The sequence below is a fragment of the Corynebacterium sp. HMSC074E01 genome (assembly GCF_001808885.1).
Classification (GTDB): domain Bacteria; phylum Actinomycetota; class Actinomycetes; order Mycobacteriales; family Mycobacteriaceae; genus Corynebacterium.
On the sequence record NZ_KV794825.1, the window covers coordinates 13,628 to 39,232 of the forward strand.

The 25,605-nt window shown below is 51.0% G+C and carries 16 protein-coding genes; 3 read left to right on the forward strand and 13 right to left on the reverse strand.

Features of this window, described 5'->3' with window-relative positions; all coding sequences use genetic code 11:
- Window positions 1–80: 80 nt before the first annotated feature.
- Window positions 81–2,345 carry a DEAD/DEAH box helicase gene (locus HMPREF2537_RS03000; protein ID WP_070525440.1) on the forward strand — a complete coding sequence of 755 codons (2,265 nt, stop codon included), beginning with the start codon at window positions 81–83 and terminating at the stop codon, window positions 2,343–2,345.
- Between the two features lie 460 nt (window positions 2,346–2,805).
- Window positions 2,806–4,878, forward strand: a complete 2,073-nt coding sequence (locus HMPREF2537_RS03005) for an ATP-binding protein (protein WP_246820212.1) — start codon at window positions 2,806–2,808, stop codon at window positions 4,876–4,878.
- Window positions 4,879–5,236: 358 nt separating this feature from the next.
- Here the strand turns inward: HMPREF2537_RS03005 and HMPREF2537_RS03010 are convergent, their stop codons facing one another.
- The 7 genes from HMPREF2537_RS03010 to HMPREF2537_RS12630 all read right to left on the reverse strand — a co-directional run bounded on the left by HMPREF2537_RS03010 (window position 5,237) and on the right by HMPREF2537_RS12630 (window position 12,693).
- Entirely contained in the window at window positions 5,237–5,857 is a 621-nt protein-coding gene (locus HMPREF2537_RS03010) for a COG1361 family protein (RefSeq protein ID WP_246820214.1), read from the reverse strand.
- A 313-nt stretch (window positions 5,858–6,170) separates the two neighbouring features.
- Window positions 6,171–7,127, reverse strand: coding sequence for an FRG domain-containing protein (locus HMPREF2537_RS03015; protein ID WP_070525446.1), 957 nt, complete (start codon window positions 7,125–7,127; stop codon window positions 6,171–6,173).
- Between the two features lie 613 nt (window positions 7,128–7,740).
- The gene (locus HMPREF2537_RS03020) at window positions 7,741–9,672 is read right to left on the reverse strand and encodes a hypothetical protein (RefSeq protein WP_148138127.1); all 1,932 of its coding nucleotides are present in this window, start codon (window positions 9,670–9,672) and stop codon (window positions 7,741–7,743) included.
- 286 nt (window positions 9,673–9,958) lie between these two features.
- Window positions 9,959–11,185 (reverse strand): hypothetical protein, encoded by a 1,227-nt coding sequence (locus HMPREF2537_RS03025; RefSeq protein ID WP_246820215.1) that lies wholly within the window; start codon window positions 11,183–11,185, stop codon window positions 9,959–9,961.
- A gap of 235 nt (window positions 11,186–11,420) precedes the next feature.
- Complete coding sequence (locus HMPREF2537_RS03030; protein WP_070525450.1) at window positions 11,421–12,089, reverse strand: amino acid permease; 669 nt, start codon at window positions 12,087–12,089, stop codon at window positions 11,421–11,423.
- On the reverse strand, window positions 12,001–12,354 hold the full coding sequence (locus tag HMPREF2537_RS12625; RefSeq protein ID WP_148138129.1) for a hypothetical protein: 354 nt from the start codon (window positions 12,352–12,354) through the stop codon (window positions 12,001–12,003). Before HMPREF2537_RS12625 ends, HMPREF2537_RS03030 begins: the two co-directional genes overlap by 89 nt.
- A gap of 69 nt (window positions 12,355–12,423) precedes the next feature.
- Window positions 12,424–12,693 (reverse strand): hypothetical protein, encoded by a 270-nt coding sequence (locus HMPREF2537_RS12630; protein WP_246820217.1) that lies wholly within the window; start codon window positions 12,691–12,693, stop codon window positions 12,424–12,426.
- A 379-nt stretch (window positions 12,694–13,072) separates the two neighbouring features.
- Between HMPREF2537_RS12630 and HMPREF2537_RS03040 the strand changes: the two genes are divergently transcribed.
- Window positions 13,073–14,464 (forward strand): sialidase family protein, encoded by a 1,392-nt coding sequence (locus HMPREF2537_RS03040; RefSeq protein WP_070525453.1) that lies wholly within the window; start codon window positions 13,073–13,075, stop codon window positions 14,462–14,464.
- On the opposite strand, the gene HMPREF2537_RS03045 is transcribed toward HMPREF2537_RS03040, so the two are convergent.
- The 6 genes from HMPREF2537_RS03045 to HMPREF2537_RS03070 all read right to left on the reverse strand — a co-directional run bounded on the left by HMPREF2537_RS03045 (window position 14,451) and on the right by HMPREF2537_RS03070 (window position 25,603).
- A complete protein-coding gene (locus HMPREF2537_RS03045; RefSeq protein WP_070525455.1) occupies window positions 14,451–16,148 on the reverse strand; it encodes a heparinase II/III domain-containing protein in 1,698 nt (565 codons plus the stop codon). The two genes, HMPREF2537_RS03040 and HMPREF2537_RS03045, sit on opposite strands and share 14 nt — an antisense overlap.
- Before the next feature lie 150 nt (window positions 16,149–16,298).
- Complete coding sequence (locus HMPREF2537_RS03050; RefSeq protein ID WP_070525457.1) at window positions 16,299–18,137, reverse strand: asparagine synthetase B family protein; 1,839 nt, start codon at window positions 18,135–18,137, stop codon at window positions 16,299–16,301.
- Between the two features lie 64 nt (window positions 18,138–18,201).
- On the reverse strand, window positions 18,202–20,697 hold the full coding sequence (locus tag HMPREF2537_RS03055; RefSeq protein ID WP_168162397.1) for a glycosyltransferase family 4 protein: 2,496 nt from the start codon (window positions 20,695–20,697) through the stop codon (window positions 18,202–18,204).
- 76 nt (window positions 20,698–20,773) lie between these two features.
- Window positions 20,774–22,891 carry a glycosyltransferase family protein gene (locus HMPREF2537_RS03060; protein ID WP_070525461.1) on the reverse strand — a complete coding sequence of 706 codons (2,118 nt, stop codon included), beginning with the start codon at window positions 22,889–22,891 and terminating at the stop codon, window positions 20,774–20,776.
- A complete protein-coding gene (locus HMPREF2537_RS03065) occupies window positions 22,892–24,277 on the reverse strand; it encodes a glycosyltransferase family 4 protein (protein WP_070525463.1) in 1,386 nt (461 codons plus the stop codon). It lies immediately after the preceding gene.
- Between the two features lie 39 nt (window positions 24,278–24,316).
- Window positions 24,317–25,603: a nucleotide sugar dehydrogenase gene (locus tag HMPREF2537_RS03070; protein WP_070525465.1), complete on the reverse strand. Its 1,287-nt coding sequence runs from the start codon at window positions 25,601–25,603 to the stop codon at window positions 24,317–24,319.
- Window positions 25,604–25,605: the final 2 nt, after the last annotated feature.

Sequence of the window (25,605 nt, forward strand, 5' to 3'; positions counted from 1 at the left end):
GCAATACAACGCTAGGCCGACAAGGCCTTTAGCCGCACACCGTCCGATAAACTAGTTCCGATGCACAAGGAACACGCACCATGACTAAACAGGAACGCCTCCAAGCACTTGAAACTCGCGTTAGCGAATTGGAGTCTCAGGTAGCCCAACTACTGCAGGCCCTCGGCCATACTCCTTCGCGCCCTAGTACTGCAGCCACACCGCCGCCGGCGAACGTTCACCCTGAAAACCGCTCACCGGAAGAGAAGATTGCCCTCTTCATGGATTACTTCACGGGGAGGACAGATGTCTACGCAGTGGCCAAAAATACTGCGGGAAAGAAGGCCTGGTACCCGGCCAGCAATGGCTACTATGACCGAAGAAATCCCGACCTAAAACCCCTGACGCCCAAGGTGATCGAAGGACATCTGCGCCGTGACAACCGCTTCCACGTTGGGCTTTATCCACTGTGCATAGATGATAGTTGCCGGCTGTTGGTCTGCGATTTTGATGATGACGACTTCAAGCAAGCCGCCCGCGCCTACGCAAAAGAATGCAAGAGCCACGGCCTCGATCCGCTCATAGAAGTATCGCGCTCTGGGAACGGAGCCCACGTCTGGGTATTCTTCGACGAACCTATTCCTGCCGGCCTCGCTCGTTCTGTAGGCATCGGGCTTCTCGCCAATGCTAGCCCGGATTCCTACTTCTCCAGTTTCGACCGGTTCTTTCCATCCCAAGACACACTGCCAGCGAGAGACCGTGGCTTCGGCAATCTGATTGCCCTCCCATTAGCAGGCCACCATCGCTCCGAAGGCACAACAGTCTTCGTCGACAGTAATTTTCAACCTTTGCCAGACCAATTTGAGGCTTTGGCCAAAACGAAGAAGTCATCGCTTTCCGAGCTCAAGAGAATCTACGCTGCGCTTCAGCCTGATCCCGAGACATCCCTTCCTCAGGCACCCACCCGCGCAGAACTAAAGAGGATAAAGGCCTCCGGAAAAGTCCACGTCACGCACGATTCACACCTCCACGTCGATTTATCAGGCGTCGACGCCACCACCCGTACGGCCCTGCGGCACCTAGGTGCTATTGCTAACCCGCAGTTTTATATAAAGCAGGCCCAGCGTTTCTCCACTTTCGGCACTCCACGGCTCATCGTACGTTTTGATGAAAAGGACCAAGTCCTCACTCTCGACCGCGGCACGCTCGATGATGTCCTCGACATCCTGAAGACTGCAGGATATACCGTCACACGACGTGGTCATACGCCCAAGCCCCGGCGCATCGATGCGTCATTTGCCGGCGAACTACGTTCCTACCAGAATTCGGCCGTCAAACAGATACTCAAGCACAAGTCTGGAATGCTCATTGCCCCTCCCGGCACTGGTAAGACCGTCATGGCGTGTGCAATCATCGCCCAGCGTCAAGTTCCCACTGCGGTGATTGTTCCATCCAGGGAGCTTGCTACCCAATGGCGCCAAGCCCTCAAGCAGTTCCTCCCGGAAGTTCAGGTTGGGCAATACTCGGGCACCAAGAAGAAGCTCAGTGGAGAGATAGACATTGTCACAGCTCAGTCCATCAGCCGCAATGATTCCAAGACTGACTTTCTCTCCGGCTACGGCCACATCATCGTTGACGAATGCCACCGAGTCGGCGCTGCGGGTTTAACCAACGTCCTCGCGCACCTCAACGTTCGCTTTATGCTCGGAATGACCGCCACACCGTACCGCTCCGACGGCCTCGATAAGCTGCTTCCCCTCGTTTGCGGCCCTATCCGCCATACTGTCGAGCTCGAGCGCCCCGGACGCCGCGATTACGTAGTCCACAACACCGAGTTCACGTACGACTCCCCTTACCTGTTCTGGCCCGACCTCGACACCGCTCTGGCGGCGGATGAGGACCGCAACCGTCTCATCGCCGATGTCATCACTCAAGCAGCGCAGGACAAGCACACAATCCTCGTCCTGGTGAAACGACGCGAACACCTCACAGCCCTCAACGCCCTGCTTACCGACGCCCCCTTCCCCGTCCTTCAGCTACACGGCGGACAAAAGGCAAGCGAGAGGCAAGCCGTCCGTGAGCAGCTTGCCGTAACACCGCATTTCGTCCTTCTAGCCATGTCCCAGGTGGCTGGCGAAGGCATTGATCTTCCCGCGCTGGATACTCTTGTGCTGGCAGCGCCTGTAAGCTTCCGCGGCGTTGTCATTCAGCAGGTTGGCCGAGTCACTCGCGATACCGATGATAAAGAGACCATCTCTGCCACGGTGCACGACTTTGTCGATTCCAACGTCCCTGCCCTCGCCGCGGCTTTCAGGAAGAGGAGCTCGACCATAGCCAAGCAGGGGTTCACTCGCAGCAACGGTTAGAACTGCCCCATGCTTGGCCGATTCCTACTAGATTAGGGGCCGTGCACAACTGAAATCCTTGTTGGACAGTCGGATGAATCGGAGCAGCACAGTGGCTGAATTTGTAATCACTTATAAACGTAAATCCGGAGAATCCCTCATAAAACAATTCTCGGACTCGACTCAAGCGCTTAAGGAACGCCTCCGCCGCGAAGCAGCAATTGACGATTTTGATATTGAGATCGCCCACATTTCAGCGCCCTCCCTAGCGTCCTTGAAAAAGTCTCATTCCAGGTATTTCATGGGCCGCGTTGACGTCGAAAAATGATACATCCTGCACTGACCACCTCTTGCGCACTAGCCTAGCAAGCATGGAGAAAATCATTGTCACACTAAAAACTGTCACGGCATCCGTGAACTAGACACGAGTTTTACATTCAAGTGGGGAAACGCCGTCGCGATATACGCGCCCAACGGCACAATGAAAACCTCTTTCGCGCGGACTTTCAAAGATTTTTCCAGAGGCGAAGAAACCGCTGATCATGTCTTCCCTAGTCGCCAGACTGAGCGCTCTATCAGTGATAAACAAGGTAGGGAACTTAATCCTGACAACGTAGTAGTTGTTCCTTCCTATGATGAAGAATTGCAGCCAACCGAGTTAACCTCAACTCTTCTCGTAAACTCTAATCTGCGAAAGGAATACGAGGATCTCCAGATTGGACTCATAGAAGCACGCAACAATCTCGTCAGCGCCTTAAAAAACCAATCTAAGACCAAGCAAGACATCGTCAGCACAGTGCCACGAGTGTTCACTCAAGAAGACGGCGGATTCATCGATGCTATGCTGCAAATCCACCACGAAGTTGAACAACTGGAGGTTCCACGTTTTGCTGACCTTCCATACGACATTATTTTCAACGAGAAGGTCGCTGCTATCCTTCAGGATCCCGAGCTCCAGTCGAAGCTAGGCGAATATGTCACACGGCTAAACGAACTCCTCGACGAATCCATTTTCTTCAGTCGTGAAAAATTTTCTCTATACAACGCGGAAAATGTCACAAAAAGTCTAAACCAAAACGACTTTTTCAACGCGGGACATTCTCTGAGCTTGCACGGAGAAGGTGAGCTTCGGGAAATATCAAGCCACCAGGACCTAGAAAAACTTATCTCTGACGAGAAGAGAAAGATTACCGACGACGACTCGCTACGAACGAAACTGATTCCCGTTGAGAAAGCTCTACAGAAGAATGCAGACACCCGTCGTTTCTTCAACTTCATTGCGAACCGAGTCGACCTACTGCCAGAGTTGACCAATGTCGCTGCTCTCCACCAAAAGGTTTGGATATCGTACCTGAAAGAGCAAGAACACCTGTTAAAAGCTCTCGTCACGTGTTTCAATGACACGAAAAAACGTCGCAAAGAGATTGAGCAGCAAGCAGCAGAGGAAAGCACCCAATGGGAAAAAGTTATCGAGATTTTCAATGACAGATTCTCCGTGCCGTTCCGACTCAGTGCAAAAAATAGAAACAGCGTCATCCTTGGCCAAGAATCTGTTCTGGAGCTTTCTTTCGAATTCAATGAGGGCGATGAGACCACCGGCGTTGAGAGGGAGCACCTACTTGACGTACTCAGCAACGGAGAGAAAAAGGCTCTATACATACTCAATGTATTATTCGAGGTGGAGGCTCGAAAAGTCGCAGGCGGTGAAACGCTTTTTGTCATCGATGATCTTGCTGATTCGTTCGACTACAAGAATAAGTACGCCATTATTCAGTACCTCAAGGAGATGACAGAATACCCAAACTTCAAGCTCATCCTCCTGACGCATAACTTTGACTTCTTCCGCACTGTGATTAACCGAGGAGTTGCCAATTATGGACAGTGTTTTATGGCTCAAAAAGGCGACACTGGGGTAACCCTCAACAAAGCTGAAAACATTAAAAATCCGTTCGCTAATAAGCTCAAAAGAAATTTCTTCAACAGCGGGAAGCAGCGCATAGCCTCAATCCCGTTTGTACGAAACATAATTGAATACACCAAAGAAGAAAAAGATGAGGACTATACGACCCTCACGTCCCTCCTCCATTGGAAGAGCGACTCTGCATCAATCACGAACGAAGACCTCGACCGAATCTTTAAGAATACGTTTCACGATCAGAATGATAAGAACTGGAGTTCACCACAAGAAACCGTGATGGATTTATTAAACAAACAATCCGAACAAGCCCTCAACGACGACGAAGGCATCAACTTCGAGAACAAGATCGTGTTGTCCATCGCCATTCGAATCCTCGCAGAAAAATACATGATCGCCGAAATAGACGATGACTCATTTACCAGTACAATCACTAATAACCAAACGGAACGACTGCGTAAAGAGTTCATAAAACGCGAGCTTGGTACTCCTGAAACCCGAGAAATTCTCGACCGTGTCTCCCTCATGACACCAGAGAACATCCACGTCAACGCGTTCATGTATGAACCAATCATCGACATATCCGATGCAGCCCTGCGGCAACTCTACTTACAGGTAAAGGAGCTCAGAGCCGAATGAGACCGGAATCCGGTCAAGCGTAGAAACTGTCGCCGATTCTTATTACATTGCTCTAGTCGAAACAGGCAACACCTTTTACAAAACTGAACCTATTCACGCCCAGGGGCCGTGGGCGCCGGTCGAAAAAGTCGAACTCACTACCTTGCGCTGGGTGTATTGATGAAGCACCAAGTGTGAAGCGTCTTTACCAAACAACGACCTACGCTCCGCCTACTGGGCGTAGAAACCCCAGTATTGCTTTCCTACTCCTTCGATACGGGGGTGTATAGAATACGCAGCCCCGTTTCCTAGGCTTTTACGTAAGACTATTCCAGACACGGCGTGCGTACCTCTATTTGGACTCGGATATTTCCAATAGCTAAAGCCTGCGGGAAATCCTTCCCAGCATTCTCGTGTTTTCTTGGATATCTTTAGAAATCTGTTCCTCGAAGTTGAACCGACCGTTAGTCCTGGTTTTGCTCACCCGAAAGTCGTTTCCGAGGACGGCGCGAACATTCAGCTCATATCGCTCCGAGTAGTGGTTACCCAATTCGTCGTCATACTCGACTCGCGCAAAGACCTCTGGAGGAACCCCCTCAGCTGAATCGGCGATCGTTCCACCATCAACTAGCTTTCCACTTGGTTGCAACCAATAAGCTACATCTATCTGGTGGCCTGGGACCCAAGTCGAGAAAACCCGGTTCCGAAATATTGTTTCAACTCGGTCGACCGCTGAGTGGAATGCTTCACCTTCTCGGCTTCCGCTTTGCATTTTGACTTCGGATAGATCCGGTTCAAACGCCACCACAACATCTTTGGCCACTGAACGGCCCCGATTGGAAATCATTAGCCTTAACGGCTCCCGCGCATAGTCAGGCTGAAGAACTTCAGCCATGATCATGGGCCGATTCGCGTTGATATTTATTCTTCGGTTTAGGCGAAGCGTTCGTAACGCTAATACAAAAGACGAGATGGCGGCAGCAGCAATCACAACGTTCATTGCGGCGGTTAACCTTTCAGCTGTCCACCATGACATCGACACCCAATCCATCAAACGACTCCTCTCTCAGGTAGCTATTCTTCACACGATGTTCGTTTCATAGTGCTTTACATTCCTCATTGAAGCACCATCGTGAATGGAGACCAGTCGCTGACGGCGTAGTAAGTGACTTCATCACTCTTCGCCGTCCGAGTTTCTCAAACCTGACGAAAGCGGAGTCATCGCTGTCTTCGCCTCGGTTGCCTTGCAACCGGCCGCAGGGCCTGAACACTACCAACTAACCCCCTAGGCAGTCCGCACCTTTCCCTATGCATTAGTTTTCGAACCTCTTCTCCCAACCAAAATCGAGGCCCCTATACCCCTTTCTGTATGCCTCGGCAATATAGTGCATTTGATGTTCAGGTTCCGGAAACAGACTGCTTTCGTTGATCCCTACTCGGTCAAGTTGCTCTCGTAGCTTTCTTTTATTCCGTGCAGGTATCACCACTCTGAACCGACCCTCTTTCTCTCCATCCCCCGGATAGCCTTGAGCATGTAAACGAGTTAATTCCGTCAAGTTCGTGCGAAATCGGACATATTGTCGTCCATTGTCCTGAGACGTAGATTCGATTTCCATTCCGGGAAGAAGAAACGCCCCAGCCTGCGCTCTAACCCTAGGGTTACTAAAAGTCGGCGCCACGATGGTAAAAGGAATTGTCAAAACTTGAAGGGCATACTGAGCGCTATCATAGTCAGCCCGCATAGAATCCCCTCCAACTAATTGCTCCCCAAAATTATCCAAATTCAAAGCGTTCCAGTCACCTCGAAATGAGAAATCAATCAAATCACGCACACTGGCATGTGCCTCATCAAACACGGGAAGCGGGGGTATGTAGATTACCTCCCCGTCGCTTCCGCGATTGTCAGCAGATGCAAAAAATAATGCCACCAGAGGGTTGGAAGTAACATCGAGCAAACGCGTTGGCAATCCCAGATGCTGCATTTTGCAGAGCTGTTGGAATTGCGTCAACCCGAGAAATTCCGATGGCAGAAGCTGCAATGCCTCTTGAATGAGAATTTGCTCGTGTTCGTAGAATCTTTCATTAAGCTCGTTTCCCATTTGGACAGGCCGATACAAGCTCGGAACCACCTGGTAATCTTTGTCAGAATGTCCCCTAAAGTGAGTCTTACCACTGACGTATCTCTGCCTGAAGTCAGCACCAGTTTGTTCGAGAGTTTTGTCAACATAATGTAAAAACTGTGAGACGCTATCAATTTCAATCTCTCTCATCACAGAATTCTCCCTCCTTCTCCGACAACCGCTATCACAGGGGCCGCTTCAGATGACTGAAGCCCGTCAAAACAAAAACTAGATTACGCACCCCTCTTACCGACAGAATAACCCCTTACATTATTGGCGGCTTCCGGCCGGAAGAACCCTAGATTCACATACCGACCAACGCTGGAACAGCCCGCATTAGGTGCCCCAAGCTATGTCTCGCATGAGCGTATCTGAAAATTTAGAATGCTTTGGCTCTGCAACCTCATCCAATGCCGCCGTCGATACTCACCTCGAACTAGGATTTCGTCAGATCCTAGGGCGCCGACCGGGAGTTTCACGGGTGATATGCGGTGTTATCTGCTCCAAGAGTAGTTCCAGCTGGCTAATTTTGGAATCTCTGACTCTGCCTTTTCAGCATGCTAGATAAGCCATTTGCGCATGCAGATGCCACAGCTAACGAGCAACTGCAACTTAGAAACTGGCGATTAGCAGACCACAAATCCTTGGACGGCAACTGGAAGTCGATGTCTGGAGTGACCAGATGGAACTCGTCATGGCTGGAACCGGCTCGACTATATCCTCTCATCCAAACGGAGAATAGCGACCATGGGCCAGCGATGGTTCACAGATTTTCAACCGTACTGGCACCAGAATTCCGTTTCTTCTGACTGCAATCTCTATAAAAACAAAGATCGTCATTGATTTTAATAACCAAGAAAATTAGCAGCTTTAAGACTAAAAAGTAAGATAAGAATTGTTCCCGTTCGGACTGAGCAATACGCATGCCGCCGTGCAAAATGATGTTTCGAAGTGCGAGACCGTTGCGAAACTTATTATTTAAACAGTAATTAAAATATTCACTCTCTTCCTGCGTTAACAGTTTCCCCTCCCAATTCAGGAGCCCCAAAGCCACAAGACGATCAGATGCAGCGCGCTCCCCCAATAGGTGGCCAGTAACCATAGTGGCTCCGTGTTGATGTACGCGCCTGAGGATTTCTACCTCAACCCAGTCAACGATTTGCACCGCGCCAGTATCAATCGAGACAAGATTAACTTCTTCCAATAGCTTTAAAGCATGCTTCTGCTGTTGCAGCCCAAAATCTTCAACTGATAACTCCGCACTCAATACCGCATTAGGAAAGTCCGTTGCAACCCGACATTCTTCCTGTAAAAGGAGAACACTCTGGTCAGAGAACAATAGATGCAAAACAGCACGAATCTTTTCATCACAAGCGTTCGGGACAAGGTACTTGCATTTCACCCGGGACGGTAGGTGTCCGAAGTCGATGTCCCTACCGCTGAGCTCTATAAGCTCATGATCCACTTCCCCCTCTTCAATCCAATAGGCGTACTGCTGGACTACGCTCTCAATCCCCGGTAATAAACTTTTGCAGCGTTCAAGCATAGAAGTATCTTCAGACGGAATCGAGAACAGAAAGTCGCGGATTCCAAACTCTTCTTTCAAATAGATTTCAAAAAACCACTTGACCACCTCTTCTAAATAAACACCGTTGTACAAGAGAAAACTGTGATAGAAAGAAACTAACGCATTTAATCGAATTTCCTTAAAATTGAAGACCACGTTTTCCGGATAGAAATCCGCTGCCCGCACCCCGGCAACTCTCTCGAACACAGAAGCCTCCGACGCATACGAAGGTGCTGTCAATATCCCATCGACTGAAGTCAACCCAAATAGATAGATGAAGTTGTCTAATATCTCTTCGTTAGACATCGACGATAAAAGGTAAGCGCGATCAATTCTTATTACCTCCTCGCAGGTTTCTTCCTTGAACTGTAAAGAGATCAAGTCGTCCAGATCATCTACAAGGAGAACTTTGACGCCAAGTTTGATGCGGTCGCCTTCTTTCAAGTCGGACAAACTGTCCTGGTAAAATCGGCGGTACCCTCGCATCGTCCTCGGAGACAAGGCCCTCACCCCAGAAGTGGGCGTAAATCCAGATTTTCTAGCTTCAGCTACAACTTTGACAAAACTCAGGTTTTCCTGCCCAGATGCGAGATACGCCTCCAGTATTTTCTCGATATCCGAATCTGTTAATTGTTTCGGAATAAACGAACAATGCTCTGCAACATTAAAGATTGCACCTATGATTAGCTCTGCCGCAGGATAAGGATTCTGTCGATACAATTCCGCCAGCTCCTCCTCTTGATGTGTCCGCATACACTTTGCATCCACCAGCTCAAAAAGAGGAAAGCCTGCTTCATACAAGATCTTTGCAACATCCTCTTCCTCAAACAGTTTCTTCCTACACTTGAAAAGCCAGTCAATAAAGTCCTGTCGATATTCGATCGCCAGGCTCTTCGATAGTTCCCCTAACTGTCGCACAGTCTTTCCCCCGAGAAGTTTTCCCAAAGACGTCCCCGCTTCTTGCTTGAACATGTTTACGTCAGCGGTGGAAATATCAACATCGCCAGATTCCCTCAGAATATCGTCCAGATATCGGGCGGCATGCATACACTCAACCAGATCATTTACCTCCGGTTCCCCCTCCCCCTTTTTCTGCCTATTAAAAAGCTCGACGCTCTTATTGGCCATGTAATTAAATGCTAAATCGTCGCGCGAAAAATATTGTATACGCAAACTACTGTGCTCCATTTTAGTTGCCGTTGCTTTATAGCCTTGAGAATTGTTGAAGGTATCCCCCAAATTACTACTCTTCAACGCCTCTCAATTGGGGTTGCTGACAATTCGTGTACAAGTAATGGAGCACTTAGCAGCTAGGCAGCAATCACCTATTCCATGAACACAAGTTCCAAACAAATTGGCTGTCCACTAAGCTATGCCGCTTAAGTCTTCCTCACCATACTCCGACGTGGACTGCCTAAGCCGAGTGAACCTTATCCAGTGTAGTGGAAACAGAAGCCTCGCCTTTCAAGCTGCTCACGAAAGCAGAAAGCACTCCTCGTTCTTCCATGTTCACCAGGATGTCTCGGATGGCAAGGATTTGCATAGACGCTCCCCGTCCCTCAGATTCGGCTTCAGCAATCACTCTCGCCAGTGCGTCAGCTACGCTTTCCGATGCCCCAATCTCCACGCAGTGCATCCCCCTCTGGAGTCCTTTCTCTTCGCGGAATTCCTTGGACCCAATTGCCTTATCTGCAGGCAAGTCGAGATAGGACAAGCAAAAGTAGTCAGGCAGCCCAGCACGTGTCAGATCGCGCAGGAAACCGATGAGTTTGGTGACTATTGGAACTGGAAGCGTCACCGATGAGCGGAAGGGCGTGGGCTTGTTGCTCGAAAGCTTCTTTAGGTACCTCCTCGTACCCGGAACAGCGGCTTCTTCGAAGTACTCACGTTCAGCAGCGATGCTGAGGATATTGGCAAAGGTAGCGGAGTACTTCCCATCCAACAATGACACCGAGCCGGATCCTGACGGGATTAACGAGTTCCGTGAATTATCGGACATCGCACCCTGATACCCGATGACTATCTTGTTGTCTTTGGTGATGACCAGAGTTGAGGAGCCAATCACATTGGCAGCATTGCTTTCGATGAAGTTGACGAGCTCCCCAGTTTCAGGATTAATAATCAGGCTGTTGCCGTCGTAAATGAGTTCCTCATAGCCTGGGGTGAAGTAGAGATTATCCACCACAAGGTTGCTCGTAATGTGGTCGAAATACCCAATAGGATGCACCTGAATCACGGCACTATTCTCATCTGGGTCGCATGCGAGCCCCAACAGCTTTCCATTGAACATCGCCCGCCCTTTGGCGTAGTGGCGGCGCAGGTTTAGGTACTTGAACTGCTGCAACCTACTTGGTAAGCGATATTTAAAGGACGAGTATTCCCAAGGCTTTTCTAGCCCGCCTCGTTGGATGAACTCATCAATGCGTTGCGACTTCAGGAACAGCCTTCCCCCAAAATCCTCCATCCTGTATCCCACCGACTTCTGGTATTCAGACAGTTTCGCTTCGCTCAATGCCTTAACTGTGCGTGCACTTAGCGACCGGACAGCGTAGGAATAGCGGTCCTTGCTCTCCTTGGAAACCGCCCCGAGCCAGTACAGGACCACCACGACGGCAACAGCTATTGTTGCCGTGATGAGCACGGATTCAGATACTGCCGACGCCTCCCACATCGCGGTAAGGACGGGTATGGCAATCGTGAGCGGCGCGAGGAATTTAGATGCATCCGCAACCGATACTGACTCCATCAACAAGCTTATTCACGACAGGCTCGCGCCCTTCCATCGGCGCAATGCATGGAAAACCGTTGCTTCTTGGTGTTTCTGCTGCACAGGAAATTAGCTTAGCCCACTACTCCAAAATCAACGCCGCCGTCTCCTACGGCGGCACGTCCTTCAGCTGACGGCTCTTAATGGCCCACGAGGCCAGCCCCAGCACAATCCAGATCACCAACGCGATGAGCGGAGCCGTTCCCAGCATGCCAGGCGAGCCCGGAACGAAGAGCAACGCCAAGAACCTGACAGAGAGAATGCACCCAGCCAGCGCGAAGTACTCGTAAAACTTGTTCAGCGCAATCGGCTTGGACATCCCAGGAATTTGCCCAGTGCGCGCAATCTTCCATGCACAGAAGCACGTATAGAAATACGCCACCGTGATACCAGCACTGGACATATCGACGACCCACGTCAACGCCGCGCGCCCAAACCACGGGGTTACCAGGCACACCGCACACACCAAGAAAATCACATTACGTGGCGTGCGCTGCTTACCGTTTAGCTCACCCAGCCGACTCGAGACTAAGTTGACGCAGCCAAGGGTAAACAACACACGGCTTGCCGCAGTGAAGAATCCATTCAGACCAGTAAGGACTCCGGCACTAACGGAAACAACCATGAGCACCAGACCAGCAGGCCCCATCACCTCACTGATGGCTGCCGCCGACGGCCAAACCTCCCCTTCATAAGCATCGTGACGAGTTCCCACAGCGATGGAGGTTGCGAGCAGCATCGCCAAATAGATCAACGTCGCCGCAATGATTCCCCACATAAGAAGGCCTAGCGCTTTCTTCGGCGAAAAAGTTGAACTCGCCCGCCAGCTGCGGAATGGAATCAAAGCCCACGTAGGCCCACGGGGCAAAAGCGATGATGGTCGCAACCGCCGCAGCCGGCGGGACGTCCACTGGGAAAGCTGGTGCAAGCTCCGGGCGCTTGGCGACGTAATAAATCACCATCGACGCCACTATGACCACCACCGCCACAATCATGATCACAACGGCAAAGGACTGAAACTTGCCAGGAAACGCACCTCTCATGACCAATTCAAGGAACGTGACGCGGAAGACAAGCGTGACCGTCGACGCATTCAACGGGACGACGCAAGACTACCCCAGTGTCAGCGCCCAGCCTGCGATAAACGCATGAGTCCGACCGAGCGCGGCCATAGCGAAAGCCACCCCACCACCAGTCAGCGGCAGCGCACGAATAGTAAAGCCGTAACTCAACCCAATAATGGCAATCATCAGGCCACCAACGACAAAGCCGATGACCGTCGCGGCAAGCCCCGCCTTCTGCATCCAGTCGAAGCGTAAGCTATAGGCACCCCAACCAATTGCCGCGCCCAACGCCATTGCAGAGACCCGTGAGGGCTTCATAGATTTCCGCAGTGTCCCATTCTCCGACATCTAGTTTCACTCTAGACAATTCACCTTGAGCGCCAGGACCTTGCGGACGATCCCAGCGCGCGTTTCGTGCAAGTCTAGAGATTATTGACTAGGTGTGCTGTAGTTTTATCAGAGCCAACGCAGGGTTCCGGATCTCATACAGCACAGAGAGGGTCAGCTAATCACAGCATCCCTCCACCACCCCCAATAACTCTTGAACGCGTACAGGTCCCCGTTTAGCTAAACCTCGTCGTGTCCTAATTCCAGCGCAGGACGCTCGCCCACGCTCCTCCCCCTTTGAGGTTCTTCCTCTACCGCCCTCACGAACTAAACTTCTTAGAGTCCGACTCGTATGCACAAAGGATTTCTCATGCGTCGACCGCCACGCACCGGTAAAGCACTCATTGCCTTAGCCCTCACCGCCTCTCTGGTTACCGGACAGACAACCACCCCAGCACCTGCTGAGGCACAGCAATTCCCGGCTTTCCAGACGCCTGCCCTTCCCCAGTTCAATGAGGAACAGGTCCGGCAGGCCGTTGCCGCACTCGTAGCGCTTGCTGCAAGCGTTGGCGGTTTGGCTCTCATCGCCGGCATACTGCCCGGCATTGGCTCCTCCAACGGCTCCTCCTCGGCCCCAGCACCGAGCACCACCCCTGCAACAACTCCAAGCACTCCCACTTCCACGCCTGAGTCCACTCAACCTTCATCCTCCCCGGCACCTACTGAGGAACCCAGCTCCTCGGCGGAACCGACCACGAGCACAGCTCCTGCCCCCGTCACATCCGTGGAGCCCTCCCCTGGTTTTGCGAAGCACGTAGCCGATATCAAAGACCGGCTCGCCACCAGTGAAGATAAGGACCCATTGTGGGCGTGGACCGCTCCTCGCGGCCCGCAGCTGACATTGCCCACCCACGAAGGCAGCGGCCAAGCTACCCACCCTTCAGTCCTCTACTTTGAGAATGGTTGGAACGGTTGGAAGTACTGGATGGCAATGACCCCCTACCCGGCCAGCGATGAAGGCGCTGAGGATCCCAATGTGCTCGTCTCCAATGACGGCTGGACTTGGCAGGTTCCAGAGGGACTAACTAACCCCATTGATGACCAGCTGGGCAAACCTAACCCGCACAATTCCGACACCCAACTCGTCATGGCTCCTAGCGGCGAAATGTACCTGACTTGGCGCATGGTCGATCGCCCGAACGGAAAGACCAACCGTATCTTCCTAGTGAAATCCGACGACGGAGTGCACTGGTCTGAGAAAGAAGAGATCTGGACCGGTGAGCCTCAGTTCATGTCTCAAGCCCTCATCTGGACAGGAGAGAAGTGGCGCCTCTACGGTGTCGCCAACAGCGGTGGTGTGCCTAACCGCGTGGTCTTTTACGAAAGCTCGGATCTCAAAAACTGGTCTGAACCTACCACCGTGTCGTTTGACCCTGGCCTCACGTCTGGGCAGCGCCTGTGGCACATCGACGTCCAACTCTACGACGGTGAATACATCGGCCTCGTCCACATCATCCCTGGCACGGTCAAGCAAGGTAACCTCTACCTTCTGCGTTCTCAGGACGGTGTCACTTGGAAGCGCTCGGACACCCCGATCATCTCCCACGAGGAATCCGGCTACCCCAACCTCTATAAATCTGCCCTAGTCCCCCACGGCAACGGGGACGACCTCACCTTCGAGCTGTACTACTCCGGCTTCAGCGAAGGCCGCGCTGACTGGCGAATCAACCGTACGGTGGCGGAGCGCATCAGCGTGGAGTAAGTCCACGGTCTGCGTAACCCCTCTCAATGGGAGCTGACAACGCTCGTACTCGCTGCGACTGGATGTCATAGTCGAAAAGGAACGTCTGGTTTCCTCGCACGATACGCAGGACTCGTTTGCCAGTCCCGTTATCCTTGAAGGTGTACCCGACCTTATCTTCTGGCTTGGCAACCACCACTGCAGTAAGGACGCAGAAGTCCTTGCTGGCACGGCCAAATCCTAGAGTCCACGTATCGGTAGGTTGTTCGTTGCGGAACACGACTCCGCGCCGGCTTTCCCGGTCACCACGGGCCAAGTTCACGTCCGTCGGTTCAAAGAAGCGAGAGTCTTCGATTCCGTAGCGGATGAATACCAGCTGTGTTCCATCAACACCGGAACGGAATCGAACCACCTCATATAGTGAGCCTTCATACTCGAACTCCGGTGCCACGTTCCAACGCTGCTCCGCATAATTTGCAGTGCGTGTGTGCCCGAGACTGTCAGAGACCACGAAAGGGCCACAATCCGCGAAGCACGCGCTGCGATTCCAGCGCAGGCCTTCCCAAGCGGTGTCCTCGAGGTCAAACGCAGACCATGTTTGCTCAATCTGCTTATCGACCAATCGTGACGCCACCTCAGGATCATGCTGTTTCCCCCGGACAGTGAGCACATTATGTGCTGGGCGACTCTGCGCATAGGAACGCAGCGGACCTTTAGCATAACCTGGGTGACCGGCATCAACGATTATGTTTCGCCCTTGGTCCCAATAAGTCAGTGACAAGTGGTCAAAGTGCCCATGAATCTGCCGCGGCGGCCCAAAGCGCAAGGTGTAATAGCTCTCCAATTCCTTAGGCCTAAGCTGGCCAAATCCGGAGCGGCCAAAGACGTAGCCAGCATTATAAACCTTGACGCGCGGAATCTCAGTCCCAGTTGCACCATTCGAATGTACATATTCCAATGCACCGCCGCGGACAAAATTAGGACGCCGTGGCATCGAGTCGCCTACCTCCACAAAGGTTCCCGCTGGAGTCAACGAGTGCGCGATGAATTCTTCCAACGGCCTCTGCTTTGCTTTAAGTTTCTCCACTCCTGGCGCGTCAAACATCTCGAGAGCATCCACAGCAGTACTGCGCAGGCGCTCAATGTAATTCGAGTACTCGGGCGCTTGCTCGTTGATGGCGCCTTCCTCGTCAATCATGACCTCGAGGCAAGCTACGGCGCGCTTGGCACCAGTGTCCACCATCTCCTCGTTGCTCAGCCTGCCCCCTACGATCATTAGCGACAGCGCCTGTGACAATCCATGGTTCCAATAACCATCAAAATGCTCCAACAACCACTGACCGTGGTACGTGATGGCTTCATAAAGCCATTCGTCCTCAGGGTAAAGCTCGCTCAGCACGCTTAACGACGCCGCTCTAATCGCAACAGCATGCCCGCCCCAGACGTGTTCATCGTTTTTCCATTCGGGAGTTACGTTATTCGTCTCCCACCAGTGCCAGGCTACAGTGCAAGCAAATTCAACTCCCGAAGCAATAGCGTCGTTCCACTCCGCTTTAGGGCGGTCAACTGCACGATCTACGATGAAGTCAATCCAGTTCAACGAGTGCACATAAAACCGTACAGTGGGGTGCAACTCTTGCGACTCAATTTGTGGCCAAAAAGGTTCTTCAGGATCAAACACCACTGCATCGTAGGTGTGAATCACTAGGACTCCACTCAGCAGCTGAGGAATTGAATTTAGACGACCTAGACCACCAGAAATTACGAGAGGACGGCCACGATTTGGGGCACTGTAGAGCGACACAGGGCTCCTTTCGGCATAGACAAATGAAATGAAAGACTAGCGGCGCGAAATTCAGCTGACCAACCACTCTTTCGACAGCCAACGCTCTACAAGTAGAGTTCTCAACAAACGAATAGTTAAATCTTTTCGAGGTGCACGGGCCGGATGCATTGTCACTGCTTCCTCCTCACTACACGCGCTCAGCTTTACGATTTTGTCCACAAATTCCGAGTCCAGAATGGACGCGAGGTCAGCCCAGCGGCCACTCGAAACCAAGAACTTTGCAGCTGAAGTGATAGGAGTCAAGAAGAAATTAATGAAATCAGGACCATCGTTGCTTAACTTGTGCACTTCATCGTGGAACGGCTTAGGGGCCTGCTTACGCAGCTCGTAGAATTGGCCGGAGACACCCTCAAGAGGGGCAGAGGCCTCAAATTTAAAGGCCCCACCTCGCGCAGTGGGAACTTTGAGAGCGTCTTCCCATATCTTCGATACCGCAAGGAAAGCAGATACATTCTGCATCCGATTCAGCGCAGGAAGAACATCGGCGACCGCCACCACTTCTGAATCGCAAAACGGATACATTACCTGGGATTCTGCATCGGCTTGTACCACATGGGGCTGCAAGTAACGAGAAGAGCGGAGATCCCTTCCATGCATATAAAGCAGTTCTAGATTTGTCGTAGCCGATACCGATGCCAACCAGTTGTCGAACACTTCAAAGCTATATTGGTTCAACTCAGGGTTGAGAAGCTTGGCGTTCGTCTTACCAAAACGCCGGTACACGTATTCCAGGGAATTGGCATTAGTCTTGTCCAAAACGCCTTTAAACAATGGCCACTGCCCCGCAACCAAGTTCTCACCGATTTCAATAGGTGAAGCATTTTCATACGGTGCAACCAATGCTTCAGAAGGTATGAAACCTTGCGAATCCGCAATCGACTTAAGCATTGAATCAACAAAACTACTAGGCACATTGGCCCCAGGGATTACTGCACGGTGCTTGACTCCAGCAACCTCTGCGAGTTGAGCAGCAACCATTACTTCTTCTGACGTAGCCTCACCCTGCGTTACCGCGGTGACTTCTACTTCTGGACGATCCCTAAAAAGACCTAGGATAATACGGCTATCAAGTCCTCCCGAAAGACGCAGCTGAATATGATCAGTCCCTCGTCTATCTAATGCACGCTCAGTGGCGTTCAAGAAGGCTTGCGAAAGCTCATCAGCTCCGGTAAACCAGCGATTATCCTTCTCTTCCAAACAGATCTCCGCCTGTTGCGGAGCTGCTCCGATTCGAATCGCACCCCCAACAACACGGAGGGAAGACCTCGGTGCGAGAGTTTTAACACCACGAAAGGGCGTAACCCCCGATACTGAATAGCCAAAATTCAAATATTCATAGGCGTAGTTCTCATCAAGCTGTACACGAGAAGAATCTCCATCACTCATCGCCAACGCAATAAATAATGGGCGATTGGAAATATACGTGAAATGTGCATCTTGACCGTAGTGAATGGCTTCTAATGCTGGGACCGTATTCCAAGCGAATACACGGTTGGTATTTTTGTCTCCCATAATCGCCGCGTAGCTTCCCCACACAGGCTGCTCAAAGCGAAGGTCACCGGCACGCGTAGAAATGGCATCAATGAGAGATGCCGAATGCAGAGGGCTTGTCGCAAATGCCCAGCGCCCCTTTTTTAAAGCAAAACACGGCTTTTTAGCTTGCGATTGCGATTGCCAAATTACGGAGGTCGTCCCGCCCATGCCCAAATTGCGTACAGCCTGAGCCTTTGCCAAGTATCTCTTTCCGAGATATTTAGATATCTCAGGCAGCACTGTATCGAGTTTGCGCTCGATCTCTTCGGAGTTGTCGTTCTGCCAGTTTCGAGGGATGATCGTTAGATTTAACATGAGCGAGCACCTTTAAGGACGTATTTTTCCAATCGCTTAATTCAATAAGAGTCAGTTTCAGACTTTAATTGTGGGGAGCAAATGGTTTTTCAAGCTTAGCGAGATACTCGAGGTATTCCGAAAGTTGTTCTTGGCTGGTCCCACAAGCATCACCAGCGTCGTTGCCGTTCTGTGAAACAAGCGCGCTTGCCACGCTACGAATCTGAGCATCGATTGAGGCTAGAGATATCGGTAAGTACGGCGGCAAGGATTCTAGCTGACCGAGAATACCAGGATCATACGATGCCAAAACGGGAATCCCCTTCTGCATGGCAAGCAGGGCCGCCGACGTATGGAATCCGCTACCAATCCGATCAATCAGAATTGAGATGCTCTGACTGCATCCTCCATTTTCATTGACCTCAACAAATTCGAAAAAGCTGTTATTCTCGCGTAGCTGTCTAAGAGCCGACATCACCGGTTCCGGCCTCTTATCAGATAAGATTCCGATACGAATTGGTTCAACCGACTGAAGATCCTGCCGCACCATCGAGGTTTGGTCGAGATTGAAATTCGGAAGCCAGACTGATGGAAGTCCGAGCTTCAAAACTCCCGGCGAGGTAGAAATCAGCTTTGCATCGCGGTCTCTAAGAATTTTACGCGCGGTTTCGCGGTTAGCTGCGAGACGAACCAAAATCGATTTGTCGAGGGACTCCCAGTGGCTCCCAGGGATTAGCGCCATTTCTTCATATGGATCAGCCAGCTGATCGTCCGACACGAAAGCATAAAGGCCGATTCCTGAACGTCCCAATTGGTGCCTTAGGTTGGTGCCAGTCCCCAATGTTTCTTCGAAGAGCGGTTCATAATCTAGGGTCACCAGGTGATCCGCTGTTTTTAGGAGAAGATTCCATGTATGCAATTGTTCCTCGACAGCGCCATAAGCTTTACCCAAAAGGCTCCATTCGAGCGGACTCTGCTGTAGGTAAATCTTCCCTTTCCAAGCTAACGCAACTTCTTCATCCATAGTGGTCAGTAGACGTCGTAAGGGGTACGTCCGGTTGAGCATTCCGCGTCGGAAAGGAGGGACCTCAACTGACAAGTCCAAGTTTGTCCCGTCCTCGTCCGGCGTTGAAGCAAACTGCTGCCATATTTTCCCGAGGACAACCTCCTGGGACTCCCAAGAATGGTCCTTCCGAATCAGCTCAACTCGCTCTTTAAAACGTGGGAGATCGTGGAGGACTTCTCTAACAGCCTTAGCAAAGGAGTGCGGGTTTCGCTCCTCATGAACCCGGCCAACCTTCGTTTCCCGGATAAAAGAGCCTTGGGCCTGTAGATCCGTGCCTACTATAGGTAGACCTGCCTGAATATATTCACGAATTTTTGTCGCCAACGCCTGATGATGTGCCTTAGTTCCGTACAAGGGACTCAGGCCAATATCTGCGCTGGAAACGTAGCTTGTAACGTGCTTGGAAGGAACATAATCCACAATATGGACTCTGTCAGAGACTTTATGTTTCTTTGCTAGCTTCTCAATTTCCGCGCGCGGCGCCTTGTCCTTTGACCCTACGAAAGCAAGATGCACGTTAGGCAGCAAAGGCATCGCCTCTACAGCCGTATAAATACCGCGACGCTCGGCCAGTTTGCCTACGTAAACCAGCAAGGGCTCATCTCCGAGACCGAGTTCCTCACGCAAGGATTGGCGGTCTAAGTCAGTATTCGAAATTCTGGCACTGCTAGGCGCATTAACTACGACGCTTGGCGTTTGCTCTAGATGATGGCGTGCCTGTAGTTTATCTGCGAGTTGAGCTGAGACCGTAATGACATGATTTGCGTATTGAATCATCTCTGATTCGAGAGCCAGCCAACCATAGCGGTGCCCCGCCGGTCCGCTAAATCTCTGACCCGGCAAATACTCATGGGCATCATAGATCCATGGAACAAAGACGCCGTCTCTCAGCCTCTCATCCTGGTATAGCTTCGCAGCCGACATTGGGTGTCTATCGTGCACATGGATGATGTCTGGTTGTAGTTCCCGAAACGCGCGAAGGAACAACTCTTCAAATCCGCCGATTTGAGGCCAGAGTTCAATGGCTTGCCCTGGCTGACCACTGCGAAGCCACTGGCCCAAGTTCTGCTTATTCAACTTTGCACGAACCCAGCTTTCACGGGCGTCAATGACTTTCTGAAATACTGGAGCCAGTTTTTCATTAACGTCAACGTTTTTCTCGAGACGCTGACTAAAACGGCTTGGCGCAACTAGACGGGGCAAATTTCGTATCGAGAGGACAAAGCCAACTTTTTCTTCGGTCTTTGACTTTAAGTTAGCTACTTCATTCCTAATCCTCTCGTTTTCTTGGTCGATATAGTCCTCGGCCCCCATTTCCTCCTTCGGCTGACGACGGCGCCATTCAAGGTACTGACTCCAATCCGGAACGAGTCGATAAATGGGAATACGTTCGTAGGAGCCAAGCATGCTAACATCCCGGTGCTTCATGCCTACAATGACAACTTCATAGCCTTGGTCATGAGCGCTCACGGCCATCTTTTCAACGCGCGAATCGCCTTCAACGGTGTTTCCCACAGCCATAACCATTAGGGGCTTCAATTTAACTCCCATGACTTAAATCTCTCGTTCAACGTATCCATGCAAAATAGCGTTAACGCAGTTCTCGTTCTGCAGTCACCGCTAGTGCTTGTATCTTTTTGAGCCTCTCAGCCCAGCTGTGTTTTTGCCAGATTTCCTGCCAAGAAACATGGGTATCTTCTGCAGCGGCCCGTGCCATTGTCGCTGTAACCTCGCCGCTATCATATCCAGTTGCAAAAGTTACCCCTAACGGGCCAAACAACCTGTTGACGGGAGAATCCTTAAAGCAAAGGATGGTAAAGCCTTTTTCCAGATAAGAAACAGACTTGTACGGAAAAGCACCTTTCCCGTAATCCGACTCCAAGAGGAGAACTCCGCAGGCTTTCTCTGTCAACGGTCGATACCCATTGAAATCGCCGTTCAGTACTCGGATGAAAGGTGATTCTGCGATCCCTAGCACTTCCAACTGGCCAATGAGCTCCTGTTGTTCCTGAGGGCGAACAACAAAATCAAAATACACTCGACCGAAGCCACTCGATGACGAACTCTCATCTAGAAGAATCGTAGCGACAGCTGTTAGGTACGCGTCCATCCGGTACGCACTTCCAATTCCGCCCGAGTAGACGAATGTCATTCCTTCCTCCGGACCGCGAGCTAGGGCGCAAGCTGACTGGGTTACCCCGGGAGGAAGCTCATCATCTACGAATGAAATTTCACAATTCGATTCAAGAAGTGTTTCAAACATCTTCTTGCTTTCAAGAGAAGGCGCTACGAACGAACCGAAAGAATCGTCCAATCGCGTCAGTTCAAAGATGCCGGAAGCCAGCACGTCTGCGGACGGGCCTTCCGGGAACATACTTGAGTCCAGCCAATGGAGATCTCGCACAAACCACAGACTCGGAGTCCGAGATATTGAAGAGGCTAAGTCGACCAATCTATAGGCTTGGATGATAGCATCTCGGTTTTGTACTGGGTTTGTTGAATTCTCGCCGTATATCAGTACGCAACGCTTACCCGAATTGAGCCAATCCTCGACGAGTTTAGAACGCCGCTCGAGAAACTTAGTTGTCATCCCTATTTGGAGCGTCAGCCAATTATCCGCCATTTCTAAAAAGAGGTTACGAATTCTTTGGGGCCGAGCACCATTAGAACGGTTTTCAACCGCGGCTACCGAGAAAAACAGGCTGAATTCTTCGAAATCACCGTAGTCCTCCCAATAGCGGGGAAGATCCTTTTCCGTTATCTGGTCAATTATCGCGAACAGGCTTCGCCCATGACTCTGGCTCCCCATAGATGAACTACCACCCGCGTCACCTGGTTGGCTGTATTCGTGAACAAGCTTGTCAACGCCACATACAGAAAGAAAGCTTTGGTTTCTCGCTAGGAGCCTCATTTCAATACGTTCTGCAGCGTAGCAACGTCCCATGCCCCCGTTATGAGAAGCGGCTACTGCAAGAGAGTCTGCGTCACCGCCGACGAAGAATAGGCTAGAAAATTCTCTTCCCCGTAAACGCAGAACGTTACGGAAAGACCTTCCCATGGTAAAGTCCTTATACCAGAAGAAGGAATTCGACGAAATGACCCGTACTTTCTTCCCCTCAGCCTCAAGTGCCTCACCGAGTTTGCTAACCGCATACTCGATATCTAAAACCGAGGCGTAGTTCTCTTCCGTGTCGACAACGACACCAACTACGTCGGAGCTTTCGTCGAGCATTTCTGTACTGCACGAGGAATCTGCTAGGTTCCACAAGAAGTGGGGTGCGGTTGAGCCGAGACTAGCCGCTTTGCTCATCTCCCACTCATTTAGGAACACTAACCCAGCAGCAGAGTCGGCGAGCTGTTCAAACGCGACCAACTTAGACTTATTTCTCCTCTGGCTAAAGTCAAGCTCACCAGGCTGAAGTACCGAAACAACTGTTCGCCGGTCAAGGTTCTTTGCCGCAAACAGGCTTGGCCAAATTCCTATGCCGATAACATAGCCAATGCCGAATTCAGTTAGCACGTCCTCGAACCACGTGGCAGACGGCAAGTCTCCGTCTGCATTTAGCCATGCCGGAACTGGAGTTGTAGCTCCATATAATTTACGTTCTTTTACGTTAAGAACGATCGGAGTGTATCCGGAGGCTTCTATCTCTCCCAGCACTAGGCCAATTAGCGGGCCAATTCTGTTTACAACGACTAAAACATTCACTTAGAGCCCCATCGAGTCTTTTCCTAGTAGTATTTCCATCTCTTTTGCCACAGTGTTTGATGGGCCGCTTTGTGCGCGAACACGTTGCGCTGCATTTCTCGACATTGCGAGAAAGCGCTCTGGCGATTCAAACAGGGCAACAATTTTTTCTATGGCGCCTGGAATGTTCGATTCTTCGAACTGAATAGCACAAGAATCATCGACAAACTCCGGTATAGCCGTCACAGGGTTGGTTATTGGAACTAGCCCTGAGCCCATTGCCTCGTCGCGGGAAACTCCTTGTGTGTCGAAGCGTGAAGGAACTAGGAATAATCCGTGTTCCTTGTGCAGATCCGCGATTTCTTTCTGAGAGATGAACCCCCGCTGAACACGCACATTCGGTTCTTCACGGAACTCATCGAACTCGCTGAAGTACTCCCCATCACCGACGATCGTTATCTGCAGTTTGTCCCAGTAGATAGTTTCTTTCAGCGACCGCAAGACTTCTGCCGCAATGTCAGCACCATAGTTAAATGCGTGAGCACTGCGCACCCAAAGAATCTTAAATCTTTGGTCAGCGTCCTTCTCTTCGTAGGAAAATATTTTGCCATCAATTACGTTATGAACAATTACACTACGAGATTGGTCAAATCGTATTCCTAAGTCTTCCCCAGCTGCGGTGCGCCACCAATCGGAAACAAAGAAGAACTTGTCTACTTTAGAATTTGAAGCAGTTAGTTCTTTCCAAAGATCTTCGTTCCGAAGCGACTTCTCAATACGACCATTCAACACCTTTGGGTCTCGGATGCCGTACGGTAAACGGCTCCAATTTCGTACTTCATACCCATGAACGAAAACCGCCAGTGGGATATCTTCAGGAATCACTTTTTTGATGACCTGCCACATTTCCGAATTCATAAAATGAACGCTTACGGAGGCGTATTCATAGATAGACAGCAGTCCAATGAGTTCATTTACATAACCTGAAAGGACAGGAACACCATCGTAAATGTAGACGTCTGGCTTTACTCTTTTCCCGAAAGCAACGACGTCAACGTCAAAACCGGATTCTTGATAGAGCTTAACTCGCCTATGAACAAATCCGTTCGCATACTGTTTGTCGGCGGAAGGATACTCGTTGGCCAGAACAAGGTGTCGACGTCGAGGGAGCTCGCCCTCCAAGTTCTCTCTCGAAAACTGTCTGACGAAACCGTACTCTTCCCTATTCCGTAGATCGGTCAGCGATAGCCGATCCATGCCCTCCCCTACGCTGAAGCTCGGTCGCTGCTTCTTCAAAAATGCATTCTCATTGAGCAATCGAGTTATCAGCTCTTGTGCCCCAATAGTACGCGGCATTGGGCGTTCTACGAACGACTGTTCATAGTATTTATCGCTGGTTCCGATCATGATGCTTTGACTCTTGCTTTGATTTCGTGACAGAGAGAATTACCCGATAGTTAAACGCGGAGTTCCATTCCACTTTTCAGCGTCCGTTATCCTACGACCATCGAAAATTGCTCGGATTCCAGGAAAGTCCTCTGGTGAAATAGATTTGTACTCGTCGTGGTCGGCCTGCACGATCACAGCGTCGACCGATTCGCCAAGCTGATAGGCATTCCATCCAAAATCGTTAAGTTCTGCCGCGTTGTACATCGGATCATGCACGACGACATCCGCGTTTCGCTCACGGAGTGCCTCCACTGTCGCGAATACACCGGAAAAAGCAGTTTCCTTTACCCCACCTCGGTAAGATGCGCCCAGAACAGCCACCTTCAGCCCGCTGAGATCTCCAAGTAGGTTGGCGAGCTGATTAACACAGTAGTCAGGCATAGTTGCGTTAAACTTACGAGCTTCTCGCACTACTGAGGCATCCTTGTCGGTCGACAAATACAGGCGCGGATAAACCGGAATACAGTGCCCACCGACGGCAATACCCGGGCGATGAATATGGCTAAAGGGCTGCGAATTACACGCATCAATCACCTTGTAAACGTCAATACCAGCCGCATCTGCGTACACCGCGAACTGATTGGCCAATCCAATATTCACGTCGCGATAGGTGGTTTCGGCAAGCTTAGCCATCTCGGCAGCTTCGGCTGTCCCCATATCCCAGACCCCGTTGTCACGGGGTAGATCAGGACGCTCATCGAACTGAAGGACTTCTTCGTAGAATTCCATTCCCTTGCGCGTTCCTTCATCGGAAAGGCCGCCGACGAGTTTCGGATACCGGCGCAGATCCTCGAATACACGACCTGTGAGTACTCGCTCTGGGCTAAAAACAAGGTCAAAGTCCTTGCCTTCTTGTAATTCAGAGATTTCTTCGATCATTGGCTTCCAACGATTGCGCGTGGTACCAACAGGCAAAGTTGTCTCGTAAGAAATTAGAGTATCGGGGGTCAGGTGTTCGGCAAGTGACTTGGTAGCTTGATCCATCCAATTGAAGTCGGGCTCCCACGTCTCATCGTTAACGAACAATGGCACGACGAGAACGATGGCGTCTGCTTGCGGGATCGCTTCAGAGTATTCAGTAGTAGCACGCAGCTTTCCTGCTGGCACAAGTTCCTTTAGATACTCGTCAAGGTGCTTTTCCCCAGGAAAAGGCTCCCGAGCTTGGTTGATGGTGTCTACCAATTCTTTGTTTATATCCACGCCAACGACATTGTGGCCGGATTTCGCAAATTGGGCGGCGAGTGGCAACCCGATCTTGCCAAGTGCTACGACTGCGATATTCATCT